Raw genomic sequence first — 25,497 nt, 5'->3', positions numbered from 1 at the left:
GTTAAGCAGACATTTCCGCGCGATACGCGACGGAAAGTCCAGTTTTGCGCGTTTCATCAAAACAACCTGATTTTTGGCGGTAGCCAGCAATTCCCGCACCCAAGAAGGATCGTTTTTATGAAATCGACACTGATGCGCTATGCCACGCCGTTTATTACCGGCCTCTTCCTTGTTTCCCTGATTTCAGGGGTTGCTCTGTTCTTTCACATCGGGCCGTCCGGCTTTCACGGGATGCATGAATGGCTGAGCATGGTTTTGATCATACCCTTTGTGCTGCACATGTGGAAAAACTGGCGCCCCATGACCGCCTATTTCAAGCGCGCGGCCTTTGGCATCGCGATGGGCGTATCGATCGTGGCAGCAGCAATCTTTATGGTTCCCGTCGGCGGCGAAGGCGGAGGCGGGCGCCCCGCCGCGTTTACCCTGTCTGCAATGGTGATGAAGGGCTCTGTCGCTGAAGTTGCATCTGTTCTGCACCAAGACTCGGCAGATCTGACCGCCGCATTGGAAAGCGCAGGATACTCCGTAAACTCCGAAGATGAAACTTTGAGCGCAATTGCAGCAGCAGCAGGCAAATCCGAAATGGACATCGCAGCAACGCTCGTGGCAAGCGCACGCTGACATCTCCCAAGAGAAACTGTATATATCACAGCGCCTTAATCTTGATCCAGACGCGTTATACCTTACGAGCCATCGCGTCTGGCCTCGCGCTACAGTTCCGATGTGATCTCATCAAAGCGAGTAAAGCGCTGTACTAAACACCTTGTCCCCGAGTTTGAAATTGCAATAGATCGACGCACCACCTAAGGTTGACTGGCTTATTCTTGTCTGCTTCGCGTTTTTCAGGAGCGATTTTATGAAATTTATTAGTGTTCAGGACATGTCGGCTGCGATTTTAGCAAACCGACGCAAACTGCCTGACAAAATTGATCTGGTCGTCGGGATTCCCCGCTCAGGCATGTTGCCTGCGACAATGCTCGCGACACAGCTGAACCTGCCCCTTACCGATCTGGACGGACTCGTGTCAGGCAAAGTCTTTGGCTATGGCGCGACCAAAGACGCACCAGACGTGGACAAAGCCATGTCAGAGCAGCGGACAGTGCTGGTGATTGACGATACTGTTGGCTCGGGCCGCGCTTTCAAAAAGGCGCGGGTCGCGCTCGAAGGAGTCCCTGGCAATATCGTGTTCTGCTCGGTCTACTCGCAGGTCGCTAAACACCCCGATGTGGATGTGGTTTTGGAAACCAATTCACTGTCTCCGGTGTGCCAGTGGAACATGATGCACCACGCCGTGCTTCAGAACGCCTGCGTCGACATTGACGGCGTGCTCTGCCGCAACCCCGAGGCGCACGAGGACGATGACGGCAAAGCCTATCGCAAGTTCTTGCAGACCTCTGAGAAGTTGCATGCCACCTCCGGCGAGATTGCGTGGCTGGTGACAAGCCGCCACGAAAAATACCGCGCAGAAACCGAGGCGTGGATGCGTGACAACGGTGTGCGTTACGGCAAGCTGATCATGACCCAGACCGACGAAGAGAAAGCGAACTCGCCTGCGTTCAAGGCACGAATCTACGTCGAAACCGGCGCTGACCTCTTCATCGAAAGCGAGGCGTACGACGCAGCCGAGATTCAGAAAATCTCGCAGCGTCCTGTCTTGTGCGTGGCAACGCAAAGCATGATCCACGACGGCAGCCCGATCCGGATGCGCAGCGCAAGCGGCTCCAAAGGATCGGCAGCGCTTCTGGCCAAAGTCAAACTTCAGGCGCGCCGCATGGCAGGCGACAAGTTTTACTATGCGATGAAAACGCTCGCCGGTCGCGGCTAAAGAACTCGATTTCCGGCCAATCCGCACTTGGGTTGGCCGAATCTCGTGCCATTTCCCCCAAGCTTAGCCCATGAACACAGTTCACGATCCCGCGGGGTCGGGGATTCTGTGCATTATCGCCCCTTGCAACTGATTGCGCCTGCGTTCGTTCTGCCGCATTCTGTTCAAACCCACTAACATCCCGCTAGATTTTAGGCTAGGACGCCGCAAACCCGCAGCACCAGAGGCCCCGATGTCTGTTTCCATGCTCTCGACCTTTGTCAAACCGATGCACCCCGAGGGGCGCAAATTCGTGGCGATTGCCGCCGCGATCACGGTAATCCTCTTTCTGATCTGGGAGCCGCTTGGCTGGATCGGCGTCGGTCTGACCGTTTGGGTCTACTACTTTTTCCGCGATCCGGTGCGCGTCACCCCATCGCAGCCTGGCCTGATGATTTCGCCTGCGGACGGGATCATTTCGCTGCTAGAACCCGCTGTGCCGCCCGCTGAATTGGGTTTGGGCGACCAGCCGATGACCCGCATTTCGGTCTTTATGTCGGTGTTCAACTGCCACGTGAACCGTCTGCCCGCAGCAGGAACCTTGGAAAAGGTCGCGTACCGTCCCGGCAAGTTTCTGAACGCTTCGCTCGACAAAGCGTCCGAGGACAACGAACGGAACGGCCTGACAGTCGCACTCGAAGACGGTCGCCGCTACGGTGTCGTACAGATCGCGGGCCTCGTGGCACGCCGCATCCTGTGCTGGTCCAAAGAGGGGCAGACGCTGGCGACCGGCGAGCGTTTTGGCCTGATCCGCTTTGGATCGCGTCTGGACATCTACCTGCCCGACGGCGTCGAGCCCAAGGTGCAAATCGGCCAGACTATGATCGCCGGTGAGACCGTTCTCGCGGATTTGAACGCAAAGTCCTGATCCCATGACAGATCACAGCCCACGCCCCCCGGTTCAGTCCGAAAAAGTCCCCTTCCTGCTGCTGCTGCCGAACATGGTCACGCTGGCAGGGATGGCCTTTGGCTTGACCTCGATCCGGTTTTCTATGGACGAAAACTACATCGGGGCTGTGGGCCTGATCTTGCTCGCGTCCTTGATGGACGGGCTGGATGGCCTGCTGGCGCGGCGCTTGAATGCGACGTCCAAGATGGGCGCCGAGTTGGATTCTCTCTCTGACTTCCTGTGTTTTGGCGTTGCGCCCGGTGTCCTGCTGTATCAATCCATCCTGAACCAGCTTGGCACAATTGGCTGGGTTTTCGTTCTGATCTTTGCAGCCGCGACCTGCCTGCGATTGGCCCGTTTTAACGTGATGAAGGGGCAGGCGCTGGACGACGAAAAGACCAGCACCCACTTCATCGGGGTCCCCGCACCCGGCGGTGCGTACTTGGCTCTGCTGCCCCTCTTCCTCTGGCTTGGCGAAGTCGTCGACACCAACGCGGTGCCGATCCTTGTGGCGCTTTGGACAGCGTTTTCGGCGCTGCTGATGATCTCGACACTCAAGACCCTGTCACCCAAGGGACTCCGCGTCCCGCGGCCGTTGATTGTTCTGTTCATGTTCGCGGTCGTGGTCGGGATCGGTGTATTGTTCACTCGCCCCTTCTTGCTGCTGATCGCAGTGGATACGGCCTATGTCGTCATCCTGATCAAATGTGTGATCGACGCCAGAGGCCGCTTCTTTAGCTAAACCGTCAGAAGAAGATGTATTTGCGGGCATTCTTGCAGTCCGCGATTAAGGTCAACTTTTCTTGAGCCGGAAACTCTGTGCCAAAGAACTCGACGTCGTCGTATTTGGGGTCGAACTCAAGCCGCACGCGATTTCGTTCTTTGGTCTTCAGGATCGCGACACCCCCGTAGAACTTGGCAAAAGCATCGGTGTCCTGGTCGCGCACGATCATCACGGAGTCGCGGAATTCACAGCGATTATCTAACGTGATCTCTGCCGAAATCTCGCGCCGTTCAAAATGTAGAAGATCCCCGATCTCGTATCGGAAATTATAGGCCGTTAGGCCAGCAATCGTCGCACCAAATACCCAAACAACAACCTTGCCAGCATCCATTCGCCTGTTCCGCCGTCATGTCAGTCGCGCCAAAATCACTGGCGCAGGGGTCTCTTCATCTTTGACGGAACGGCGACCAAGGTCAATCGGGGGCGCTGTGACGCGCGCCCCCTAGCGCTTAGGCAGAGCGCTCTAGGATTTCTAGATAATCGCGCTGGGTTGCGTTGCGTGGGTTCGTGGCGTGACAGTGATCCTTGAGCGCATCCTGAGAGACTTTTTCCATCATCGCCGGAGTCACGCCCATTTCAGATAGTCCCGACGGCATGCCAAGCCGCTGGTTCAGCGCTGCGCACTGTTCAGCGGGATCGCCGCCCATCCGTTTTGTCAGTTCGTCCCACTTGTCACCGATGGCGGGGCGATTAAAGCGCAAGACTTCTGGCATCAGAACTGCGTTAAGCGTGCCGTGGTGCAGGTTTAGTTCGCGGATGGCGCCGAGCGGGTGGGTCAGAGCATGCACCGCCCCGAGCCCCTTTTGAAAGGCCATTGCCCCCTCCAACGCACAAACCATCATGTCACGGCGCGCCTCACGGTCCAGCCCATTGGTGGTGGCCGCCTCGATCGAGCGCAAACCGCAGTCCAGACCATGCAGGGCAATCGCCTCGGCCGGAGGGTTGAAGGCAGGTGCCATATACGTCTCGAGGCAGTGCGAAATCGCGTCCATGCCTGTTGCGGCCGTCAACATTGGCGGCAGCCCGTAGGTCAGCTCTGGATCGCACAGCGCGATCGAAGGCAGATTGTACGGCGACAAAATCCCCAATTTCCGGCCATCTGCGGTAATAATCACAGCCCCTCGCCCCACTTCGGAGCCTGTGCCCGCGGTTGTGGGCACGGCGATCAGCGGTCGGATTTTGCCGTGAATACGGGTGACGCCACCATTGATCGCTGCGTATTGCCCCAAAGGCGGCGGATGGCCTGTCAGGATACGAACGCCCTTGGCCAAGTCCAAAGAGGACCCGCCGCCAATTCCGACGATCCCGTCACATCCATTGGTTCGGTACACGTCCCAAGCATCCAACACGGCCTCTTCGGTTGGGTTGGCGGGCGTACCATCATAGACAGCGTGGTGCTTCAGCTCTGCAGTGGCGCGCGCAATCAAGCCAGTGGCCACCAGCCCCTTGTCCGTGCAGATGAGCGGCTTGGTCACACCCAGTTCGTTCAAGAGCGAGGGCAGTTTCGCAAGAGCGCCCTCGCCGAATTCGATGCGTGTCAGGTAAGAAATAACGCCGGCCACAGACTCTTGGTCTTTCCCGATCGTGGCTTGAATATTCATTAAAAATCCTCCAATCCCAAAATTGGCTACAAGGGGCCCCTCCTCGTTGAGACCCGTTGCATCCTTTGGCTATGAGATTGGTCTGTGGGCGAGCATCCGTCAACGAAAGATGGCGTCATCTGCCCGTATTTATTGCCTTTCAGACACTGTCTTTGTTTCATACAGAAACAAAAAGCCAGCACGTGTAATGCTGGCTTTCGTGGTCAGGTATGGGGCCAACCTTAGAACGTCTTGGTCAGTGTAAGCTTCAGATTGCGACCGGGGGCAGACCGCGTCGCGAGGTAAGGCGTGTAGTCCAGATCCCCCGCATTTTCGAGCCCCACACGCACTTCGTAGCCCTCCATTGCGCCGCTTTGCGGGCGATAGGTGGCGCGCAGATTGTGGACGACGCTTTGGTCGGTGGTCACGTCGTTAAATTCGCGCTCAGCGTTTGCGACCACTTCCCAGCTTAGGTCGAACTCCTGCCCCCAACGCTTGCCAACAGCGACGCTGAGCGTGTTTGCGGGCGTGTATTGCCAATCATTCTCGGCACCGTCAGTGGTGTCACGGCCAAAGCTCCACGTGCTGTTCACGTCAGTGTAGAACCCACTGTCCGTGCTGTAAGAGCCCTCCAGCTCGTAGCCCTGCAGAGCGATGTTGGTCACGCCCGAGTAGCTGGTCACATCCCACACCTCGGTCCGATAGTGGGTCAGCTTGATCGCCGCACTATCCCCACCAGAAAACAGGCTGCTCCGCTCATAAGCCGCACCGAGTTCAAAGGTGTGCGCCTTTTCGCTGCGCTCCATGTAATCGGCATTGGTCAGATCGTCGAGGATCGGAAGGTTCTCGGAATAGGACGCGCTGCCAAACACCGTCATCCCATTGTCAAAGGCATACCGCGCAGACAGCCCGCCCATCAGCGCCTCGTTCGCGTAGTCGCCGTAATCGCTGCGGATCGCCTGTTTTTCATAGCGGATCGCGGGCGTCAGGGTCAGGCCGCCCCACTGAATGTCATCGACCACAAAGAACGCATCGCGCAGATCGTTACCCCCCGGCGCAGACGAGGCATCCAGACGGTCTTTCTGGATGTGCTCGTAGCCGTAGCGCAGATCGTGGCTCAGCACGCCAGTCTGGAACAGCGACTGGTTCTTCACCGTAGTTTTGGCGGTGACGTAGTGCTGGTCTGCATTCACCAGCGGCTGCAAGTTCGGCCACACGAAGGGGTTCGCCTCGAGCACAGAACTGCCCGACACGTAGCTGGACTCAATCTGCTGTTCGGCCCGCGAATGCTCAACCGTCAGGTTCAGCCAGTCATTGCCTGGCGCATCATAGGTGTAGCGCAGAGTGCGGGTTTCCGAGAATACGCTTCGGTCCACATTGCCGAAATTGTCTGTTGCACTGGCAAAGCTGTTGTAGGGCACGTCTGTCTCTTCGGACGTGGTTTCCGCCATCGAGAACATTAAGGCGTGGGCGCGATCCTGACCAAAGCGATAGCGCGCTTTGACCGCCCAAGAAGGCAATTCGTAGCCGTCATCGCTGACATTGTCGCCATTCCCGTCCTTCTGCGCTTCTTGGCTGCGATAGGTGTAGTTCCCAAGCAGCTCCAGATCCTCGGACGGCTGCCACGCCAGCACGCTGGAACTCGCAAACTGCCCGCCGTTCAATCCGAATTGCAGGGTCTGGCGCAGTTTGAAGCCCGGCTCGCCGCCGGTAAAGTCCGAGGCGTCCTTAGTCTCTAGACGCACCAAACCACCAATGGCGCCCGAACCGTACTCAAAGGTTCCCGCCATGCCGCGCACAACCGTAACCTCTTTGTACAACGATGGATCAGTGTAGAGCTGTGTACCGATGCGGTAGAGTTCTTCGGACCCGACATTCGCGCCGTCCACCTGAATCAGAACTTTTTGGTCACTGCCATAGGTGCCGTTCGCGCCAAAGCCACGAATATTGATACCCGACCCTTGGGGGCTAGAGCCGTTGACCAGAGTCACGCCCGGCACAGTATCCACCAGTTCAGCGATCGTGCCGGCCTGCCGGTCCTCGACCTCTTCTTCGGTCACAACGGTTTCGGAAATGGCGGTGTCGGTTTGCACCTCGCGTTTGGATTTGGCCAGAACGACAGGGTCCAGAGTGATGTCTTGGGCCAAGGCGCCAGTCGAAAAACACATCGCGCAGCTGGCCAGCAATGCCACACGTACAGAGAGAGAAGTCCGCATAGAGCAGTCCCCTTTGATCAGAAGGTTACAGCGCTGGCACGGGGCTGGCAGTGAAAGATATCATGGATGTGATCCGCATCATTTGCGGATCAGACTTGCGCCGGATATTTTTTCTTACTATTATTGTCAACTATTGATTTACCCCGCATTGCCCGTGTTCCCTCATGCACAGCGGCGAAGCTAGGCACTTAATCCAATCTACCGTTCTACGGGGTGCCTTCTCATGCCTAAAGACATTCACCTGACCGCCGCAGACATCCGATCCCTGCGCACGGAAAACCCGAACCAGCGTATCCGCGACTTCGCCACCACCCATGGACTGTCAGAGGCCGCTGTGCTCGACGCCCATATCGGCGAGGGTGTAACGCCAATCACCGCCGATCTGACAGCCGCGCTAGCCCAAGTGCCGCGTTTCGGACAGGTCATGGCTTTGACCCGCAATGAGCATGTCGTCAGCGAAGTGCACGGCGAGTATGGCGAATACCGCGCCGGAGAACGCGCTGGCATGATCCTGAACCGCCCGATCGACATGCGCTATTTCCCCCGCCATTTTGTGCGCGGTTTTGCGGTCGAGCGTCACACCGACGATGGGCCGCGTCATTCGCTGCAATTCTTTGATGCGGCGGGCGATGCAATGCACAAGGTCCATCTGACCGCCGCCTCGGACGCCGAGCCATGGGCCGACGTAGTCGAACAGCTGCGTGTTGCGGCCCCCGTGGGGGATTTTGAGCCGCGTCGCGCGATTGAGCCTGCCAAAGAGAACCACGACAAAGCCAACCGTCTGCGCGAGCAATGGGCAGCCATGACTGACACCCATCAGTTTCTGGGCCTCGTTGACCGGCTAAAGATGAACCGCCTTGGGGCATATCGTGTCGCGGGTGCGCCCTTTGTCCGGCAATTGGACGCCGGTGCCGTTCTGACCGCGCTAGAACAAAGTGCCGTCCAAGAAGTGCCAGTGATGACCTTTGTCGGGAACCACGGCTGTATCCAGATCCACACAGGCACCCCGCAAACCACCAAGGTCATGGGCCCGTGGTTCAACATCCTTGATCCCGGCTTTAACCTGCACCTCAAGACCGACCCCATCGCCGAGGTGTACGCTGTCGAAAAGCCCACCCGTCGCGGCACTGCCCTGTCGGTCGAGGCTTTTGATGCCATGGGAGGGCTGATCCTGCAAATTTTCGGGGTCCGAACCCGTGATGAGGATTTCTACGAGGGCTGGAACCACATCGTCCGTGACCTGCCCACAGCGGCGGAGGGTCTGTGATGCGCTGGCTTGCCCTCATTGCCCTGCTGCCAACCACTCTAGTGGCCGAAGAAACCCCGCGCGTCTTGTCTCTTGGCGGGGCGGTAACCGAAATCGTCTATGCGTTGGGGGCAGGTGATCTGCTGGTTGGACGGGATCAAACCTCGACCCATCCCGCGCAGGCCGAGGCGTTGCCTGACGTTGGATACGTCCGCCGCTTGGCCCCCGAAGGTATCCTTTCCGTTGATCCCACCCTCATTCTGGCCGAATCCGGCGCGGGTCCAGCGGAAACAGTTGATCTGATGACTGGCGCAGGTGTCCCGTGGGTGACGGTTCCCAGCGGCTACGACGCAGCAGCGATTCCTGCAAAGGTCCACGTGATCGCAGACGCCTTGGGGCTAGAGGATCAGGGCGATGCACTTGCGGACCGTATCGAGACACAACTGGCCGCAGCCCAAGCGGACGCTGCAAATCATGATGTATCCGTCATGTTCGTGATGTCCCTGCAAGGGGGCCGTGTGATGGCAGCGGGCCGCGAAACCGCAGCCGACGGCATCATCACCCTCGCCGGTGCGCAAAACGCGATTACGGCGTTTGACGGCTACAAGCAGCTCACCGACGAGGCAGTCCTGACCGCCGCCCCAGACGTGATCCTGATGATGGCCCGCGCTGGGGAGCACGCGATCAACGACGCTGCGATCCAGTCCCACCCAGCTCTGGGTGCGACTCCAGCGGCGCAGAATGGGGCGATCATCCGCATGGACGGCGTATACTTGCTGGGGTTTGGCCCACGCACCCCCGACGCCATCCGTGATCTGTCGCGTCAACTGGCACACTCGGTCAAAGAGGCAGGCTGATGGTTGCTTTCCCTGACAATATTGCCCCACGCCGCGCCATCGCGGTTCGCGTGCGCAGTGTGCTGTGGGTCGCACTACTGGCCTGCTGCGTCCTAAGCCTGACGACGGGCGCGACAGGCGTCACCTTGTGGGACGCACTCGTCGCAGCTGTCACCCCCGCAGAGCTGCCCTTGGCGGCCAAGGTGGTTCTATGGGACATCCGCCTGCCGCGTATGCTGATGGCGATTGTCGTCGGGGCTGCGCTCGCTGTGTCCGGCGCAGTGATGCAGGGTCTGTTCCGCAACCCTCTTGCCGACCCTGGAATTGTCGGGGTCAGCGCAGGTGCAGGGACGGGCGCTGTCATCGCGATCGTGCTGGGGTCGGCTCTGCCTTTTGGGCTTGCGAGCGCGCTCGGCCCTTGGCTCGTCCCGCTTGCTGCCGCACTCGGAGCATGGGGGACCATCATGGTGCTGTACGCGATCGCGACGCGGCGTGGGGTGACGACAATCGCCACACTGCTGTTGGCGGGGATCGCGATTTCCGCCCTCGCCGGAGCGCTCTCTGGCGTGCTGATTTATGCTGCCGACGACACCCAACTGCGCGACCTGACCTTCTGGGGCCTCGGATCGCTGGCCGGTGCGACATGGACCAAGCTGATGGCTGCCGCGCCCCTGATGATCGCGGGTCTTCTCTGCGCGCGGCCTTTGGCGCGCGGGCTGAACGGCCTCGCTCTGGGAGAGGCAGCCGCCTATCACATCGGCCTGCCCGTCCAACGTCTGAAGCGTCTGGCGATCCTATCGACCGCCGCTGCCACCGGAGCTGCCGTGGCGGTGAGCGGCGGGATCGGCTTCGTCGGGATCGTCGTGCCCCATCTGCTGCGCCTGATTTCAGGCCCCGACCACGAAGAGCTGTTGCCCAATGCCGCGCTTCTGGGGGCGAGCCTGCTGTTGTTGGCGGACTTGATCAGCCGCGTGATCGTGGCCCCAGCAGAGCTGCCCATCGGCATCATTACCGCAACTTTGGGCGGGCCCTTCTTCCTCTGGCTGCTGCTGCGCGGCCGCGCCCTGATGGGAGGATAAGATGCTGATCGCCCGAAACATTCACGTCACACTAGGGTCCAAAGAAATTCTGCACGGCGTCTCCGCCAGCTTTGCCCCCGCTCAGCTATCGGTGATTGTCGGGCCAAACGGGTCAGGTAAAACGACATTGCTTCGTGCCCTGACAGCAGAGACTGCGTTCGATGGCCAGATAACACTGAACGGGCATGATATCACCCAGACCCCCGCGTGGAAGTTGGCCTCGATGCGGGCAGTTCTGCCGCAGTCCACTGTCCTCGCTTTTCCGTTCACGGTGGCCGAAGTGGTCCGCCTTGGGCAGATGGGTGGGATCGGCGCGGGTGGTCCAGACCGCACCTTTGATGCGCTGCACCGCGTTGGCCTGCAGGGCTACGCCAGCCGCTTTTACAGTGACCTGTCGGGCGGAGAGCAGCAGCGCGTTCAATTGGCGCGCGTTCTTTTGCAGGTTTGGCAGCCGATCAGCACCAACGGTGCCCCGCGTTGGCTGATCCTTGACGAACCGGTCAGCAGTCTGGACATCGGGCACCAACTCTTGGTCATGCAAATCGCGCGGGACTTTGCGGACCAAGGCGGCGGCGTGGTTGCGGTTATGCACGACCTCAACCTCTCGGCCATGTTCGCGGATCACATGATCCTGATGCGCAACGGTCAGATCACAGCCCAAGGGCTGGTGCGGGAGGTTTTGGTCGATGACCACCTCAGTCACGCTTATGGCTGCCCATTGCGGGTCGGGGTCGCGCCGCCAGACCAATCCACATTCATTCTTCCTCAAATGGCAGGAGCAAGGGCTTAATCCATGCGACGACTGGCAGAGTTTACGGCATTCTTTTCGATTGCGGTGGGGGCCCATGCCCTTGCTTTTGTGTTTCAAATGCCCGAGGGCGCGCCGCAAGCGGCGGGCAACCAAGGCACCGAATTGCTGTACCTGACCGCCAGTTCCGAAGCCGTCGCGATGCTGATCGAGGAATGGGAAACACCGCCCGACGTCACTGTGCCTGAACTCACCATTGCCGCCCCTGTTGCGCCCCCTGCCCCTTCGCTGCCAGAGACGAGCCTGCCAGAGATACCGCAGGTGCAGACACCGGGGATTGCCCTGCCGCAGATGACAGAATCGCCAGCCACACCCGATTTGCCCAAGGTCGAGAAAACTGCGCCGCCTCCGCCAGAGGCCGAGCCCGCGATTACCGAAGCGTTGCGCCCCATCACGCGCCCAAAGCCGCCTGCACCCAAACCGCCCGCTCCGAAGCAAGCGTCAAAGCCTGACCCAAAGCCGCAGTCAGAGCGCAAAACCGCCAGCGTGTCATCGCGGGCTTCGAATGCGGCCAAGGCAGCGGGCCAAGGGGGCGGAACAGCAGCAGGACAGGCGAAGACGTCAGAGCAAGCTGGCCTGTCTAAATCCAAGAAAACAAGCCTGATGCGGGAATGGGGTGCAGCGATCCATTCGCGGATTGCGCGGAATGTACCGCGGGGCGCGGGGCGCGGCGCCGCCACTGTGCGTGTGACGATCGGGGCCGATGGCCGCCTACAGGGCGCCGCGCTGGCAAACTCGTCCGGAAGTCAAAAGATCGACCGCCTCGCTTTGCTAGCGGTCGAGAGGGCGGGTCGTTTCCCGCCCGCCCCAAAAGGCTTGGGTGTCGGCGCGCAGTCCTTCAGGCTCGAGGTGCAGTCGCGCTAAAGCCGCCTAGCGCGCGGCCATCATCCGCTGGATCTGCGCCATCATTTCGGGCGTCAGTTGCGACAAGTCCGGCATCGCCGCACCTGCAGTGGCCGTGCTGCGGGTCGGGCGCAGGCTGAAGTGCTCGACCTTGTCCAACATGTTACGGGTTGCGCCCTGCATCTGAATCGCCGCGGCATTCAACTCGTCCGCCTGATTGGTAATCCGCGATCCGGCAATGGATAGCTCACCCAGCGCCTGCGCGATCTGCTGTGTACCGCGCGCCTGATCCATGCTGCCATCCTGCACACGGCGTGCCTCGCTCTCGATCTCCTGAATGTTGGTCGAAATCTCGGTAAAGGCAGAACGCGTGTCATTGGCCAGTTCGACGCCCGAGTTTACCTTGGATGTCGAATCCTCAATGAGTTCGGCGGTCTCTTTGGCCGCTTTGGCTGACCGCCCCGCAAGGTTCCGAACCTCTTGGGCCACGACTGCAAAGCCACGACCATGTGTGCCCGCTCGCGCAGCCTCGACCGCTGCGTTCAGCGCCAGCAGGTTGGTCTGGAAGGCGATATCGTCGATAACCTTGATGATACGGCTGATGTCATCCGAAGATTTCTGGATGTCTTCCATGGCGGTGACCATTTCAGTCACGCGGCCCTCGCCTGACGTGATGATCGACAAAGTCGACCCGACAGAGGTCACGGTTTTCTTGGACGCCTCGGCGTTGGAGCGCACCATGTTATCGGTCTGCTCAACAGTGGCCGAAATCTCTTCGAGTGCGGCAGCCTGTGCCTGCGCGTTGTCGTTCAAGCTACCAGCCGAACGGGTGACCTGCGTGATCGCCTCGGACACTTGCGCGACTTGCTCTTTGACCGAATAGATGGTGGCGTTCAGCGCATCGAAGGACCGCTCGAAATTCGTAATGATCTGGCGGTAAGCCCCTTCGTAGGCACTCGCATCGGCGCGGCGAGTCAAATCACCGCTGACCAGTGCATTCGAGAGGGTGTCAATTTCAGAGATCACGCGCCGGAAGGAGCCGCGAACGCGCTCGATCGCCGTGGTGATCGCCCCACCTTCGCCAGGAAGTGAGGGGAAGGGATGATCGAAATCGCCTTGGCCAAAGGCCTCGATCGTTTCGATGATCGACTGCTTGATCTGGCCGTGGCCGTCCAGCATGAGGTTTGTTGCAGCCGCAAGGTCCGCATACTCACCTTCTAGGGCATTCAGCTCGATGCGCTTGCTGTGCTGACCTGCAGCGTGGGCTTCGGTCAGGGTCTTTACACCATTCAACAAGGCTTGGGTCTGGGACTGCGCACGCTCAATCTCTGTGCGGTCGGACCACTCCACGTAAAACCCGCGCGTTTTGCCATTTTCATCAAACTGTGGCGTCGCCTTGAATGCCAGAGCCTTGCCACCAACCTTGAATGCGCCGCTGTGGGTTTTGCGCAGACCCGCAAGCATTTTCCGCTGGTTGGCGGGGGCGCGGTGGAACAGATCGATCGAGCGCCCAATGATGTCGCTTGTGTCAAAAGCCGGAAGCGCCGCACGCAAGTCAGCCTCGATCAGACCGAACATCTCGTAGGCGGCCTTGTTCACAAAGCGGATGATCAAGTCCGCATCAGAGATCATCACAGGGTAGGACAGAAGGTCCAGCGCTGCAGATACGTCTTTGGTCACGAGGGCATCATTTGCCGTGGACATTATTGTTCTTCCTTCGTCTTTCAATCGGCGCCATCACGCGAGGCTTAGTTGGGCAAACGGCGCGAGGCGTAGAGTTTTAGAAACCTAGCCGAATGGGTCGCGGGTATCTTGCAAGCCGCATGCCAGTCGGCGCCTGAGGCCGCGCGGGCCGGCGCTGCGCCTGCACCCGCGCGGCCCATGTGACAGTCGTGTGAACGCCAATCGTCATATTCCCGATACAACGCAGGGGGATAAGAGCGCTAGCAGACCCGATCCTTTCCCTGACCGAGCTCGCGAAACACGATGCTACCGTTCAAAGAAATCCAGCCCGACACTCATATTCGCTGCCGCAGCATTTTCCTGTCTGACTGGCATTTGGGGGCGCGCGCCGCCAATCCGGCGACTATTCTTGCCGCCCTGCGAAACCTGACGACTGAACGGATTTATCTGGTCGGCGACATTCTGGACATCTGGCATGGCGGCCGCATCCACTGGTGCGACACGGCCGACGCTATTTTGGCCGAACTGCGCCGCAAAGCACGCACCGGCACGCAGATCACCTATCTGCCCGGTAATCACGATGCCCCGATGCGAGCGGGCGCAGATGCGCCAGATGGCGGGTGGGACATAAAAAACGAGTTGGTACACGAGGCCGCCGATGGCCGCACCTATCTGGTTCTGCATGGCGACCAGTGTGACAACCGACTCTTGCGGCAGCACTTCATGACCCGGCTCGGCAGCCGATTGGACAGCTGGCTGCGCTGGCTCGACAGCGGGTACCGGCAGGTTTGGTCGATTGGCCCTGACCAAAGCACGCCCGTAGAGTGGATCATCGCGACCTCGAACAAGCTGATGAGCACAGGCTATGTCTTTGATCACAAGGCGCTGGCGCTGGCAGCAGAGGCAGGCACCGATGGCGTTGTCTGCGGCCACTCGCACAAACCAGCACTACGCGATTGGGAGGGCAAGACTTTTGCCAATTGTGGAGACTGGGTGGATGGCATGACCGCCGTCATCGAAACCTTCGACGGCACACTCGAACTGCTGGACTATTCGCCCATCGCCCACGCGCTATGGGCACAAACCTTTGAACCCGAAGACGTACTGGCCGAGGTGGCAGGATGACACTTTTTCTCATGATTTCATTCGGTGCGTTGTTGGCACTGCACTTGGCCACCGTGGTTCTGGCCGGATTGCGTTACACCCGCCCGCCAAGGCGGACTGACTCGGATACCGACCTGCCCCCGATAACTCTGCTGCGCCCCGTCTGCGGGCTTGATGCCTTTGACGAAGTGACGCTGCGCAGTTCGTTCCTGCTAGATTACCCCGACTACAACATCATTTTCTGCGCCGCGCGGGCCGATGACCCCGCCTGTGCTCTGGTCACAAAGCTGATCGCCAACTTCCCCCACGTGCCCGCTAAACTAATGGTCGGAGAGGCCCACATCACCGGCAACCCCAAGATTAACAACATGCAAAAGGGCTATCTGGCGGCCTATACCGACCACATCGTGATGACAGACAGCAACCTACTGCTACCGCGCGATTACCTGCGACAGCTGGTTGCCCGCTGGCAGGATGATCGGGTGGGGCTCATTACGTCGCCTGCAGCAGGGAGCCATGCCGAAAACCTGTGGTCTGCTGTCGAATGCGCGTTTCTGAACACGCATCAAGGCCGCTGGCAACTGGCCGCAGACTCAATCGGTTTGGGGTATGCGCAGGGTAAAACACTGTACGGGAAGCGCTCGATCATCAATGCGGGCGGTGGCTTGCAGGCCTTGGGCCGCGACCTGGCCGAGGATGTCGCGATGACCAAACTGATCCGTGATCAGGGCAAGCGCGTTCGCGTTGCTCAGCGGCTTTATGTGCAGCCGATCGGGACAAAAAGTTTCGGGCAAGTGTGGGCGCGGCAGTTGCGCTGGTCCCTGATCCGGCGACAAGGTTTCTTGCCTCTGTTTCTCTTGGAGATGGTCCAAGGCCCCCTGCTTCCTACGCTGATCTGCGCAGGTTTGGTGGAGTCTGGCGCCCTGCCCGCTTGGGCGCTGCTGGCGACTCTGACCGTCTGGTATGGCGCAGAATGGGCGCTCGCATGGCTGGCGCGTTGGCCTGCCTCGTTTCGCGATGTTGCGGCGTTTGTTCTGCGAGACGTTTTGATCCCAGTGATTTGGGCCGCAACGTGGACGCAAAGGGAACTGATCTGGCGCGGAAACCGCGTCAGTCATCCGGCAAAACCGAGCCGCGCATGATCGACCTGACCACGATCCAGATCCTGATCGCGACCCACGGCCTGTGGGTGGTCGCGCCGATCGCGGTGCTCGAAGGGCCAATTGTCTCGGTAATTTCGGCATGGCTGGCGCAGCGCGGGCTGTTCGATTTAACTCAGTTGATCCTAGTCCTCGTACTGGCAGATTTAGCGGGTGACGCGCTGCTCTATGCATTGGGGCGCTGGGGCCTGCACCTGCTGCCTGCGACGTGGCTGCGCCGCGTCGGTCTGCGCGAAGGCCGCCTGCGGCTTATGTCCCGCAAGTTCGGCCATCAGGGGGGTCGCATTTTGACCCTAGGCAAGTTGACCCACGTGGCAGGCGCGGCGGTGCTGGTAGCCGCCGGACTGGCCCGAATGCCTTTTGCAGCCTTTATGCTTTATAATACCTTGGCAACGATCCCGAAAACCTTGGCCTTTGTCGCACTAGGGTATTTGATCGGGCACACCTATCGCCTGATCTATCTGTGGCTTTCAAATGCCTCTCTCGCGGTGCTGGCTGCTATGGCCATCGCGCTGGCGGCATGGATGCTCCGGCTGAGGGCCTGCAAATGAGCATTTCATGCATCATCCCTGCCTATAACGAAGCGGACCGGATCACGCACGTTTTGCGCGCTGTCCTGCCACATCCCGACATCACAGAGGTCATCGTGATTGATGATGGCTCGACAGATGGCACCTCCGAAATTGCGGAGCAGGCGGCAAAAGGGCATCCGGCATTTCGCTTGGTCCGACAGCCCCAGAATGGCGGCAAATCTCGCGCAGTCGCTGCGGGTGTCGCAATTGCGCAGGGCGCGCACCTGCTGTTTCTGGACAGCGATCTGGTTGGGCTCAGTGAAACAGAGCTGAGCGCACTGATCGCTCCCGTGCGCGAGGGGCAGTCAGATGTCGCCCTGTCCCTGCGCCGAAATGCTCCGCGCCTGTGGCATTGGATCGGTCTTGATTACATCTCGGGTGAGCGGATCATGCCGCGTGCACTGCTGGTGGATCACATAGACCGGATCGCCAATTTGCGCAGCTTCGGACTCGAGGTGTTCCTGAATCGCCTATGGATTGCCAAGGGACTCTCGGTCGCTGTGGTGCGTTGGCCAAATGTCGCAAGCCCGTTCAAGGCACAGAAATACGGCCCATTTGCGGGCATCCGCGCCGATCTCCGAATGCTTTCGGATATGTTCCGAACCGTGTCACCCGCCAGCGCTGTCGGCCAGATCGTTGCTCTACGGGGCCAGCGCGTATCGCAATAAGGTCTGCCATCGGGCGCTGATCCGTGCCATAAGCCGCCCATCCGGAGGGCGCCATGGGTCACGATCTAAACCTAAATGCCATGAACTATTTCGAGGCCGTCGCCCGCTTGGGCGGGGTGTCGAAGGCTGCCGAAGAGCTAGGCGTTTCGGCCTCGGCGGTCAGTCAGCAGATCCGGCAGTTAGAACAACAATTCGGCGTGCGTCTCTTTCGCCGCGAGAAACGCCGGTTGATCCTGACACTGGATGGCGAGCGTCTGTTTCAAACCACGACCCAAGCCTTTCGCATGATGCGCGACGTGCGCAGCGCCATCGTGCGCCAGCGTGAAAACCGACACTTTATCATGCGCGTCAGCCCCAGTTTCGGCGTGCGCTGGTTGGCCCCAAGGCTCAAGGGGTTTCTGGATGCAAATCCGGGTTGGGACCTGCGCGTCGATGGCGCGCCAGACTTTTCGGATTTCGAGACAGAGATTGTAGACTTGGACTTGCGCTACGGCGCGGGCGACTGGTCCGGCCTGCACCAAGAGGCCGTGGTCCACGACTTCGTCCTGCCGATGTGCTCACCCTCTTATCTGGCGGAACTCAAGGAGCAGTCAGGCGACCCGATTGGCCAGCTCTTAAAAGCCCGTCTGATCGACTCGGTCAAAACCCATTTCCGGTGGGATTTCTGGCTGGCCCGGCACGGTGCGATGGGGGGACGCATGGTTTACCCGCTGCGCTTCGACCGGTCTAATATGGCGATTCAGGTCGCAGCAGACGGCGCAGGCGTGGTTCTGGAAAGCGCAACGTTGGCGATCAACGAGCTCGAGCGCGGCGATCTGGTGCCCCTGTCCCGCGCCTTTGCAGTGATTAAGGTGCCGACCTACTGGCTGGTTTGCCCTTCGCGCCACACGAACCGACGTATTGTCAGGCTCTTCTCTGAATGGATGCGCAAAGAGGGCAGCGCCCATGACGACAAAACAGCTGACATGCTGCGCAGCCTTGGCTGCACCATTCAGGAAGAAGAAAGCACGATCCTGAACCGCGATATCGATGACGCCCGCCAATAAACGCGGCAGCCGCGTGGATCGTCACCTATTCTTCACAAAAGCTTAACGCCAGCGATACGCCCCGCAGCCAAGGACTTTGCGATTACAAGTCCAAACGGGGATACTCCAATGCACCGCACACGCGTTTGCCTGACGGCGGCCATCGCACTCTTTGCGCACGAAGCTGCCGCTGAAATGAACTTCAATCGCATTGCCAGTTTTGCCACACCGCTGAACATGGCCGAAGGCGAAGATCAGAGCCGCGAAACCTCGGCCGAGATTATTTCGGCAACCGAAGACGGCATGACTCTGGTCTACACCGACAGCCCCTTGGGCGTCGTAGGCCGGATCGACATCACTGACCCCAAAGCGCCCAAGCCCCTTGGCAACGTCGAAATGAACGGCGAGCCAACCTCTGTCGTCGTTGCAGGACAAACCGCACTGATCGGCGTGAACACCTCCGAAAGCTACACACAGCCCTCGGGCAAACTGGTGACGATGGATGTCGCCTCGGGCGAGATCATCTCGGAATGTGATCTGGGTGGCCAGCCGGACTCGATCGCAAAATCGGCGGACAACTCCTTTGTGACCCTCGCCATCGAAAACGAGCGCGACGAAGATCTAGGCGACGGCCGCGTGGGTCAGGAACCTGCGGGCTTCATGGTCAAGCTGCCTCTTAAGAACAACGCAGCTGTTTGTGATGGCCTGCAAAAGATTGAGGTCACCGGCCTGACCGAGATTGCGCCGAACGACCCAGAGCCTGAATTTGCGGACGTGAACGGTCTGGGTGAGATCGCTGTAACCCTGCAAGAAAACAACGCCATTGTCATCATTGGTGCTGATGGCACGGTCGTGAACCACTTCTCGGCGGGCGCAGTAGACCTGACCGACATCGACGCCACTGACGAGCGCGGCGCTCTGATCTTCACCGAAGAGCAGATGGGCCGCCTGCGCGAACCCGATGGCCTTGGGTGGATCGACGATGACCATTTCATTATCGCGAACGAAGGCGACATGGATGGCGGCGCACGCGGCGTGACCGTATTCCACAAGAACGGCACCGTCGTCTGGGAAAGCGGCAACACAATGGAGCACGCCGTGATCCAGACCGGCCACTACCCTGACAAACGCTCTGACTCCAAAGGCGCAGAGCCCGAGGGCATGGAAGTCGCGACCTTTGGCGACACCACCTACGCCTTTGTCTTGATCGAGCGGGCATCGCTGGCTGCGGTTTATGACGTTACCGATCCTGCGAACCCTGTGATGAAGCAAATGCTGCCCTCGGGCATCAGCCCCGAAGGTGCGGTCGCGATCCCCGAGCGGGGCATCTTGGCCACCGCGAACGAGGCGGACCTGATCGAGGACGGGGGCGCCCGCGCCCACGTGACCATCTTTGAATACCAAGATGCCCCTGCAGCCTATCCGACCATCACATCGGCGGGCGCAGACGAGCTGATCGGCTGGGGCGCGCTGTCCGGCATGACCTACGCCGATGGCAAGGTTTACGCGGTCAACGATAGCTTCTATGGCTACCAGCCCACCATCTTTCAGATCGACGCGACCCAATCCCCCGCAAAGATCGAGAAAGCCATCCGCGTGACCCGCGCGGGCAAGCCCGCCCAGAAGCTGGACATGGAAGGCATCACCACTGACGGCGAAGGTGGTTTCTGGATCGCAAGCGAAGGCCGCACCGACCGCGTCATCCCTCATGCCCTGTATCACGTGAACGCCGAAGGCGAGATCGAGGACGAAATTGGCCTGCCCGCAGAACTGATGGCAGTCGAGAAGCGCTTTGGCTTCGAAGGACTGACGCTGATTGGCGACACTCTGTGGATGGCGGTTCAGCGCGAGTGGAAAGATGATCCCGAAAACATGACCAAGCTGGTGTCCTATAACCTCGAGACCGAGGAATGGGGCGCAGTCCACTACCCCAAAGAAGCCGCTGAAACCGGCTGGGTTGGTCTGTCGGAAATCACGTTGCATGGCGACGCCGTCTACCTGATCGAGCGTGATAACCAGATCGGTGCCGAAGCCAAGATCAAGCAAGTCACCCGCGTGGCGGTCGCTGACCTGCAGCCCGCGCTGCTCGGTGGCGAATTGCCGGTCGTCAGCAAAGAGGTTGTGCGCGATCTGATCCCCGACTTGCAGGCTCCTGCTGGGTACGTGGTCGATAAAGTCGAGGGCCTGACCTTTGACGGCCAAGGAAACATGCTGATCGTGACCGATAATGATGGCGTAGATGACAGCTCGGGCGAGACGTTTTTCATGAACCTAGGTCCGGTCACACCGCTGAACTAAGCTCTCACCGTCACCAACATCGATTAAACGGCGCGCGAGCCCTGCGCGCCGTTTTCTTACGACCAAAAAACCACCGCCTTATTAGATAGCTCAACTTTCATTTTGCGACCCAACCCACCCCGAAGAGAGCGCTATATTTTTGCATTTACGTAAAACCAAAAATGCACAACAAGAAAATTTTCCTTTTGGACCTTTCAAGTTCGATTTTTGCAATCGACTCCATTTCAACCTTAGGTCAAGTTACTTTAAGTGATGACATACACTTTTCCCATCAAAATCAGATATATGGAAATATAATCGTTATAACATTGGACTAGGCACGAACCTAAAGCTCACCATAAAGTTGCACCTGTAACTTGAAATTCTGACGCCCTGAGCGGCAGCATCAATCTTTTGATCTACAAAAACGCAAAGATACTGAAACTATCTAAAGCAGGCACCCGTTAGACCGTTATAACAAATCAAATGATGGGTCTGGCGTATGGCACAGTATCTTCTGAGTGGTTTGTACGAGTTTGATGGTTCTGTTGCAGCTTTGGGCGTTGGAGGGATTACTTCTCTCAACGTACTTAGCAATCTTACGTTCGCCGGCGACGCGTCGCTCTCTAGCGGAGACAACACCGCTTCTTCGACTGATACCGATCTCACGATCCAATTCGAGGGTGATACCGAAGCCACCGCCGCGAATTACATCGGCGGCGGGATCATCGCGACTTCGATCGTCTCGTTCCCTATTCGCGTTGTTCTTGATGGCCGTGAACTCTACGTTCTAGAGGTCGCCAGCGGCGCAAACGCTGGCGTGTATTTCTACGTCCCAGAGGATCTTCCCCTCGCGAGTGGCTTGCTCAACTCAATCGAGCTAGACGCGAACATTAGCCTTAACCTTGGCACGGCTTCGGACGGGATCGTAAACGGTGACAACACCGGCGAAGACATGGAAGTTGGCTACATTGACGGCGATGGCGATGTCATCACGAACGATGCAGACACGATCAATGGCAACGACGGCGACGACACGATCACTGCAGGTGGCGGAAATGATGTCGTTGACGGCGGCAACGATAACGATGTTATCAACGGCGGTACGGGCGATGACTCCATCGACGGTGGTGCTGGCGATGATGCTCTGACAGGCGGCGATGGCGACGACACTTTTGTCTACACATCGGGCCAAGGCGCAGACACCATCACAGACTTCGGCAACGATACCGGTGACGCGCTGGATAGTGACGCGACCAATAATGACTTCGTCGACCTAACCGATTTCTATAATGCCTCTACTCTGGCAGCCGTGAATGCAGTCGGGACCGACAGCTTTACCACCGAACTCGGAATGCTGAAGGCGGACCAAGCAGACGGCACCCTGGACGGTAATATCAACGGCACCGACTACAGCGCCATCATCGCCGGCATTAACCTGCGCCTTGAACTGGGGGGAGCGGCGGTTGCCTCGACCGAGCTGACGGTTGAAACCACCGGAGTCATCTGCTTTGGCGCGGGAACTCTGATCACCACCAAGCGTGGCGCCATCCCGATCGAGCTGCTGCTGCCTGATGATCGCATCCTGACCATGGACAATGGCTACAAGCCAGTGCGCTGGCTGGGAAACCGTACCGTGCGTGCAACGGGCAAGAACGCACCGATCCATATCCCCGCGGGTGCTTTGGGCAATGAGCGCGAGCTTGTTGTCTCCCCAAACCACCGGATGTGGATCCGTTCGGCCGAGGCAGAGCTGATGCTGGGGGATCACGAAGTGCTGGTGCCCGCCAAGTTTCTGGTCGGCCACAATGGCATCACCCAGCAGCGCGGCGGTCTGATCGGCTATCACCACATGCTGTTCGACCAACACGAGATCGTCTTTGCAGAAGGTTGCCCTAGCGAGAGCTTCCACCCCGGCATGCAGGCGATGGACACCCTGTCCCAAGCGTCGAAAGACGAAATTCTGGAACTGTTCCCCGAACTGGCCCATGTGGACGGCGAAGGCATGCAGATGTCCGCGCTGGCTCGCCAGTCGGTCAAAGCGCACGAAGCGCCCCTGCTTCTGATGTGAGCCAACTCCAACCTCCCCAACGGACGACCCCAACTTGCCCTGCCCTCGCGGCAGGGTCTTTTTGTGACAACTCAGCTTAACAGACCTTTTAGGAATTCTTAAAACAAGGCCCGTTCCCCCCGTTCCGCCCACGCGATAACACTCTGCGACGACGAAAGCGCGGCATTTTCCCGTGCGACGAGGAGGAGAGTACCAATGAAATTGGGTTTGGGCAGCTATGCCTATCGCTGGTCTATCGGAATCAAGGACCAACAGCCTGCCGCGCCGCTGAACGCATTCGATCTCTTGGATCGTGCCGAGGCACTAGGGCTCGAGGTCGTGCAATATGCCGACAATATGCCGCTGGATAAATACTCCGAAGCGGATCATCACAAACTGTACGAGGTCGCGCAGTCCAAAGGGATCGCGCTCGAGCTCGGCACACAGTGTTTCGACGCAGATGAAGTCGAGCGCTACCTGACAATCGGCCAGCGTTTGCACGCAAAGATCATGCGCGTCGCGCTGGACGAAGCCGATGGCCACATGTCTGTGCCCGATCTGGCGGAACAGCTGCGCCCCCTGCTGGACAAGGCCCGCAATGCTGGCATGCGCATCGCGATCGAGAACCACTTCAACTACCCCTCGCCGCGGATGGTCGAACTGCTCGACACCATCCACGACGAGACGCTGGGGGTGTGTCTGGACGTTGCGAACTCGATCTGTGCGAACGAATGGCCTGAAGAGACCATCAAGATGCTTGCGCCCTACACGATCAACCTGCACCTCAAGGATTATGAGATCACACCTGATCCCTATGGCGTTGGTTTCCGCATCCACGGCACCCCGCTGGGTCAGGGCCGCGCGCCGATCCCGTGGATTCTGGACCAGCTGACCCACTGCCCCGCAGACATGAGCGTTCTCCTAGAACATTGGCTGCCCATCGGCGCCGGTCTGGAAGAGGCACGCGCACAAGAGCAGCCTTGGATCGAGCAAACCGTTGCTGCTGCAAAAGAATTCGTCAAAGGCCGCTAAGAGGAGAACGACCAATGACCGAAGATATCCGTACCAAAAAACTGATTAACGCCCCCGAGAACATCATCTCGGAGATGGTCGCAGGCATGGTTTCCGCGCACCCCGATATCCTGACTGTCGAAGGCCCCACGGGCCGCGCGGTCGTGGCTGTGGACGGCCCTCGGGACGGCAAAGTCGGCATCGTGATCGGCGGCGGCTCGGGCCACGAGCCTGCATTCGCTGGCTACGTCGGCCGCGGCTTGGCGGACGCAGCGGCTGTGGGCAACGTGTTTGCCTCGCCCTCGCCCGAGCAGATCATGGATGCGGCACGCGCCGTCGATGGCGGCGCTGGCGTGATGTTCCTGTATGGCAACTACACCGGCGACGTGCTGAACTTCGACATGGCTGCCGAAGAGTGCGAAGGCATGGGCATCCCCACCAAGTCGGTTCAGGTCATCGACGATGTGGCCTCTGCCCCCAAAGAGCGCCAGAACGAGCGTCGCGGCATCGCGGGTGACTTCTTTGTGTTCAAGATCGCAGGCGCAGCTGCTGAACATGGCCGTGACCTAGAGGCGTGCTATGCCGCCGCTCAGGCTGCGAATGCCAACACCCGCAGCATGGGCGTTGCCTTGACCGCCTGCTCCATGCCCCAGACCGGCAAGCTGAACTTCGAGATCGGCCATGACGAGATGGAAATCGGCATGGGCGTGCATGGCGAACCAGGTATCCGCCGCGGCAAGCTGGAAAACGCAGACTCGGTGACGGACGAGCTAATGCAGCCGATCTTGGACGATATGGGTCTGAAATCGGGTGATAAAGTTGCTGTTCTGGTCAACGGTCTCGGCGCGACTGGCCAACTGGAACTCTACATCATCCACCGCCGCGTGGCCGAAATCCTTGGCGAAAAGGGTATCGACATCCACCACAGTTGGGTTGGCGAATACGTAAGCTCTCTGGAGATGGCAGGCGCATCGATTACTCTGATAAAGCTGGACGATGACCTGCAGACCCTTCTGGACACCCCGTGCCGCACCCCCGGCCTGACCGTCGCCGGCTCGCTAGAGCCCAAGGGCACCCGCACCCGCCGCCACGCGGATGTCGCCAAAGAAGAAGAGACGATCGACACCAGCAAACTGAACGCGGACGGGCCGATCACCCCCGCAATGTTCAAGGACATGATGCTGGCTGCTGGGGCCGCCATCCACGAAAAGCGCGACTGGCTGTCCGAGCTGGATGGCGTGATCGGGGACGGCGACCACGGCGTGACCATGGACATCGGCTGGACCGCCGTTCGCGGCAAACTGGTGACCGACGACAACGAGAAAACCATCAGCCAGACCTGCGAGATCATGGCCAAGGCTTTCCTTGATGCCGTCGGCGCGTCGTCGGGCCCGCTCTACGCTTCGGCATTCCGCAAAGCGGGTGAAAGTGTGTCAGATCGCCTGAACCTTGATGCTGGCGCGATGGTCGCTTGGGTAGACGGCCTGTGCGCAGGTATTCTGGCCCGTGGCGGCGCTCAGGTCGGTGACAAAACCATGATCGACGCGTGGGTTCCTGCTGTTGCCAAGGCAAAAGAGGCTCTGGCCGACAACGCGGACGCGATCGGCTGTCTGGCCGCCGCAACCGAAGGCGCCAAGTCCGGCCGTGACTACACCGCTGAAATCGAAAGCCGCCGTGGCCGTTCGGCCAAACTTGGCGAACGCTCGATCGGTCACGTCGATCCCGGTGCGGCCTCGGCCCACGTCATGCTCGAAGCAATCACCGCAGCCGCCAAAAAGGCGCTCGGCTAAAGGCTCCCCTCC

22 protein-coding genes are annotated in these 25,497 nt (G+C 59.4%); 18 read left to right on the top strand and 4 right to left on the bottom strand.

Annotated features, from left to right (window positions below):
- The first annotated feature begins 117 nt into the window (after window positions 1-117).
- The 4 genes from BM225_RS12090 (at window position 118) to pssA (ending at window position 3,495) form a co-directional block, all read left to right on the top strand.
- Window positions 118-621: a DUF4405 domain-containing protein gene (locus BM225_RS12090; protein WP_092464556.1), complete on the top strand. Its 504-nt coding sequence runs from the start codon at window positions 118-120 to the stop codon at window positions 619-621.
- Between the two features lie 235 nt (window positions 622-856).
- Entirely contained in the window at window positions 857-1,825 is a 969-nt protein-coding gene (locus tag BM225_RS12085; protein WP_092464554.1) for a phosphoribosyltransferase, read from the top strand.
- A 232-nt stretch (window positions 1,826-2,057) separates the two neighbouring features.
- Window positions 2,058-2,732, top strand: a complete 675-nt coding sequence (locus BM225_RS12080) for a phosphatidylserine decarboxylase (RefSeq protein ID WP_092464552.1) — start codon at window positions 2,058-2,060, stop codon at window positions 2,730-2,732.
- 4 nt (window positions 2,733-2,736) lie between these two features.
- Entirely contained in the window at window positions 2,737-3,495 is a 759-nt protein-coding gene (pssA, locus tag BM225_RS12075) for a CDP-diacylglycerol--serine O-phosphatidyltransferase (protein WP_072702648.1), read from the top strand.
- Window positions 3,496-3,499: 4 nt separating this feature from the next.
- On the opposite strand, the gene BM225_RS12070 is transcribed toward pssA, so the two are convergent.
- The 3 genes from BM225_RS12070 to BM225_RS12060 all read right to left on the bottom strand — a co-directional run bounded on the left by BM225_RS12070 (window position 3,500) and on the right by BM225_RS12060 (window position 7,333).
- Window positions 3,500-3,868 carry a hypothetical protein gene (locus BM225_RS12070; RefSeq protein ID WP_092464550.1) on the bottom strand — a complete coding sequence of 123 codons (369 nt, stop codon included), beginning with the start codon at window positions 3,866-3,868 and terminating at the stop codon, window positions 3,500-3,502.
- 118 nt (window positions 3,869-3,986) lie between these two features.
- Window positions 3,987-5,138, bottom strand: a complete 1,152-nt coding sequence (locus tag BM225_RS12065; protein WP_072702642.1) for an iron-containing alcohol dehydrogenase — start codon at window positions 5,136-5,138, stop codon at window positions 3,987-3,989.
- A gap of 221 nt (window positions 5,139-5,359) precedes the next feature.
- Window positions 5,360-7,333 carry a TonB-dependent receptor plug domain-containing protein gene (locus tag BM225_RS12060; protein ID WP_092464548.1) on the bottom strand — a complete coding sequence of 658 codons (1,974 nt, stop codon included), beginning with the start codon at window positions 7,331-7,333 and terminating at the stop codon, window positions 5,360-5,362.
- A 223-nt stretch (window positions 7,334-7,556) separates the two neighbouring features.
- Between BM225_RS12060 and BM225_RS12055 the strand changes: the two genes are divergently transcribed.
- The 5 genes from BM225_RS12055 to tolA are packed head-to-tail and all read left to right on the top strand — an operon-like array spanning window position 7,557 to window position 12,166.
- Entirely contained in the window at window positions 7,557-8,600 is a 1,044-nt protein-coding gene (locus BM225_RS12055; RefSeq protein ID WP_092464546.1) for a hemin-degrading factor, read from the top strand.
- Entirely contained in the window at window positions 8,600-9,436 is an 837-nt protein-coding gene (locus tag BM225_RS12050; RefSeq protein ID WP_092464544.1) for a heme/hemin ABC transporter substrate-binding protein, read from the top strand. The genes BM225_RS12055 and BM225_RS12050 overlap by 1 nt, the downstream gene beginning before the upstream one ends.
- Window positions 9,436-10,494, top strand: a complete 1,059-nt coding sequence (locus BM225_RS12045; protein ID WP_092464542.1) for a FecCD family ABC transporter permease — start codon at window positions 9,436-9,438, stop codon at window positions 10,492-10,494. The genes BM225_RS12050 and BM225_RS12045 overlap by 1 nt, the downstream gene beginning before the upstream one ends.
- Before the next feature lies 1 nt (window position 10,495).
- The gene (locus tag BM225_RS12040; RefSeq protein ID WP_092464540.1) at window positions 10,496-11,284 is read left to right on the top strand and encodes a heme ABC transporter ATP-binding protein; all 789 of its coding nucleotides are present in this window, start codon (window positions 10,496-10,498) and stop codon (window positions 11,282-11,284) included.
- Window positions 11,285-11,287: 3 nt separating this feature from the next.
- On the top strand, window positions 11,288-12,166 hold the full coding sequence (tolA, locus tag BM225_RS12035) for a cell envelope integrity protein TolA (protein ID WP_092464538.1): 879 nt from the start codon (window positions 11,288-11,290) through the stop codon (window positions 12,164-12,166).
- 6 nt (window positions 12,167-12,172) lie between these two features.
- Here tolA and BM225_RS12030 read toward each other — a convergent pair whose 3' ends face one another.
- Window positions 12,173-13,849 carry a methyl-accepting chemotaxis protein gene (locus BM225_RS12030; protein ID WP_092464536.1) on the bottom strand — a complete coding sequence of 559 codons (1,677 nt, stop codon included), beginning with the start codon at window positions 13,847-13,849 and terminating at the stop codon, window positions 12,173-12,175.
- A 282-nt stretch (window positions 13,850-14,131) separates the two neighbouring features.
- On the opposite strand from BM225_RS12030, the gene BM225_RS12025 reads away from it, so the two are divergent.
- The 9 genes from BM225_RS12025 to dhaL all read left to right on the top strand — a co-directional run bounded on the left by BM225_RS12025 (window position 14,132) and on the right by dhaL (window position 25,485).
- Entirely contained in the window at window positions 14,132-14,953 is an 822-nt protein-coding gene (locus BM225_RS12025; protein WP_092464534.1) for a UDP-2,3-diacylglucosamine diphosphatase, read from the top strand.
- A complete protein-coding gene (locus BM225_RS12020; protein ID WP_092464532.1) occupies window positions 14,950-16,074 on the top strand; it encodes a ceramide glucosyltransferase in 1,125 nt (374 codons plus the stop codon). Before BM225_RS12025 ends, BM225_RS12020 begins: the two co-directional genes overlap by 4 nt.
- Complete coding sequence (locus BM225_RS12015) at window positions 16,071-16,643, top strand: DedA family protein (RefSeq protein WP_092464530.1); 573 nt, start codon at window positions 16,071-16,073, stop codon at window positions 16,641-16,643. Before BM225_RS12020 ends, BM225_RS12015 begins: the two co-directional genes overlap by 4 nt.
- Window positions 16,640-17,332: a glycosyltransferase family 2 protein gene (locus BM225_RS12010; protein WP_092464528.1), complete on the top strand. Its 693-nt coding sequence runs from the start codon at window positions 16,640-16,642 to the stop codon at window positions 17,330-17,332. Before BM225_RS12015 ends, BM225_RS12010 begins: the two co-directional genes overlap by 4 nt.
- A 53-nt stretch (window positions 17,333-17,385) precedes the next feature.
- Window positions 17,386-18,378, top strand: a complete 993-nt coding sequence (locus tag BM225_RS12005) for a LysR family transcriptional regulator (RefSeq protein ID WP_072702611.1) — start codon at window positions 17,386-17,388, stop codon at window positions 18,376-18,378.
- A gap of 108 nt (window positions 18,379-18,486) precedes the next feature.
- Window positions 18,487-20,655, top strand: a complete 2,169-nt coding sequence (locus tag BM225_RS12000; protein WP_092464526.1) for an esterase-like activity of phytase family protein — start codon at window positions 18,487-18,489, stop codon at window positions 20,653-20,655.
- A gap of 481 nt (window positions 20,656-21,136) precedes the next feature.
- Window positions 21,137-22,705 (top strand): Hint domain-containing protein, encoded by a 1,569-nt coding sequence (locus BM225_RS22315; protein ID WP_092464524.1) that lies wholly within the window; start codon window positions 21,137-21,139, stop codon window positions 22,703-22,705.
- Between the two features lie 195 nt (window positions 22,706-22,900).
- Window positions 22,901-23,716: a sugar phosphate isomerase/epimerase family protein gene (locus tag BM225_RS11990; protein ID WP_092464522.1), complete on the top strand. Its 816-nt coding sequence runs from the start codon at window positions 22,901-22,903 to the stop codon at window positions 23,714-23,716.
- 14 nt (window positions 23,717-23,730) lie between these two features.
- On the top strand, window positions 23,731-25,485 hold the full coding sequence (gene dhaL, locus BM225_RS11985) for a dihydroxyacetone kinase subunit DhaL (RefSeq protein ID WP_092464520.1): 1,755 nt from the start codon (window positions 23,731-23,733) through the stop codon (window positions 25,483-25,485).
- Window positions 25,486-25,497 lie beyond the last annotated feature (12 nt).

The sequence above is a fragment of the Donghicola eburneus genome, assembly GCF_900115865.1.
Taxonomy (GTDB): Bacteria; Pseudomonadota; Alphaproteobacteria; order Rhodobacterales; family Rhodobacteraceae; genus Donghicola; species Donghicola eburneus.
Note: the sequence above shows the minus strand (reverse complement) of the source record. Positions and strands in the feature narration are given on the sequence as shown.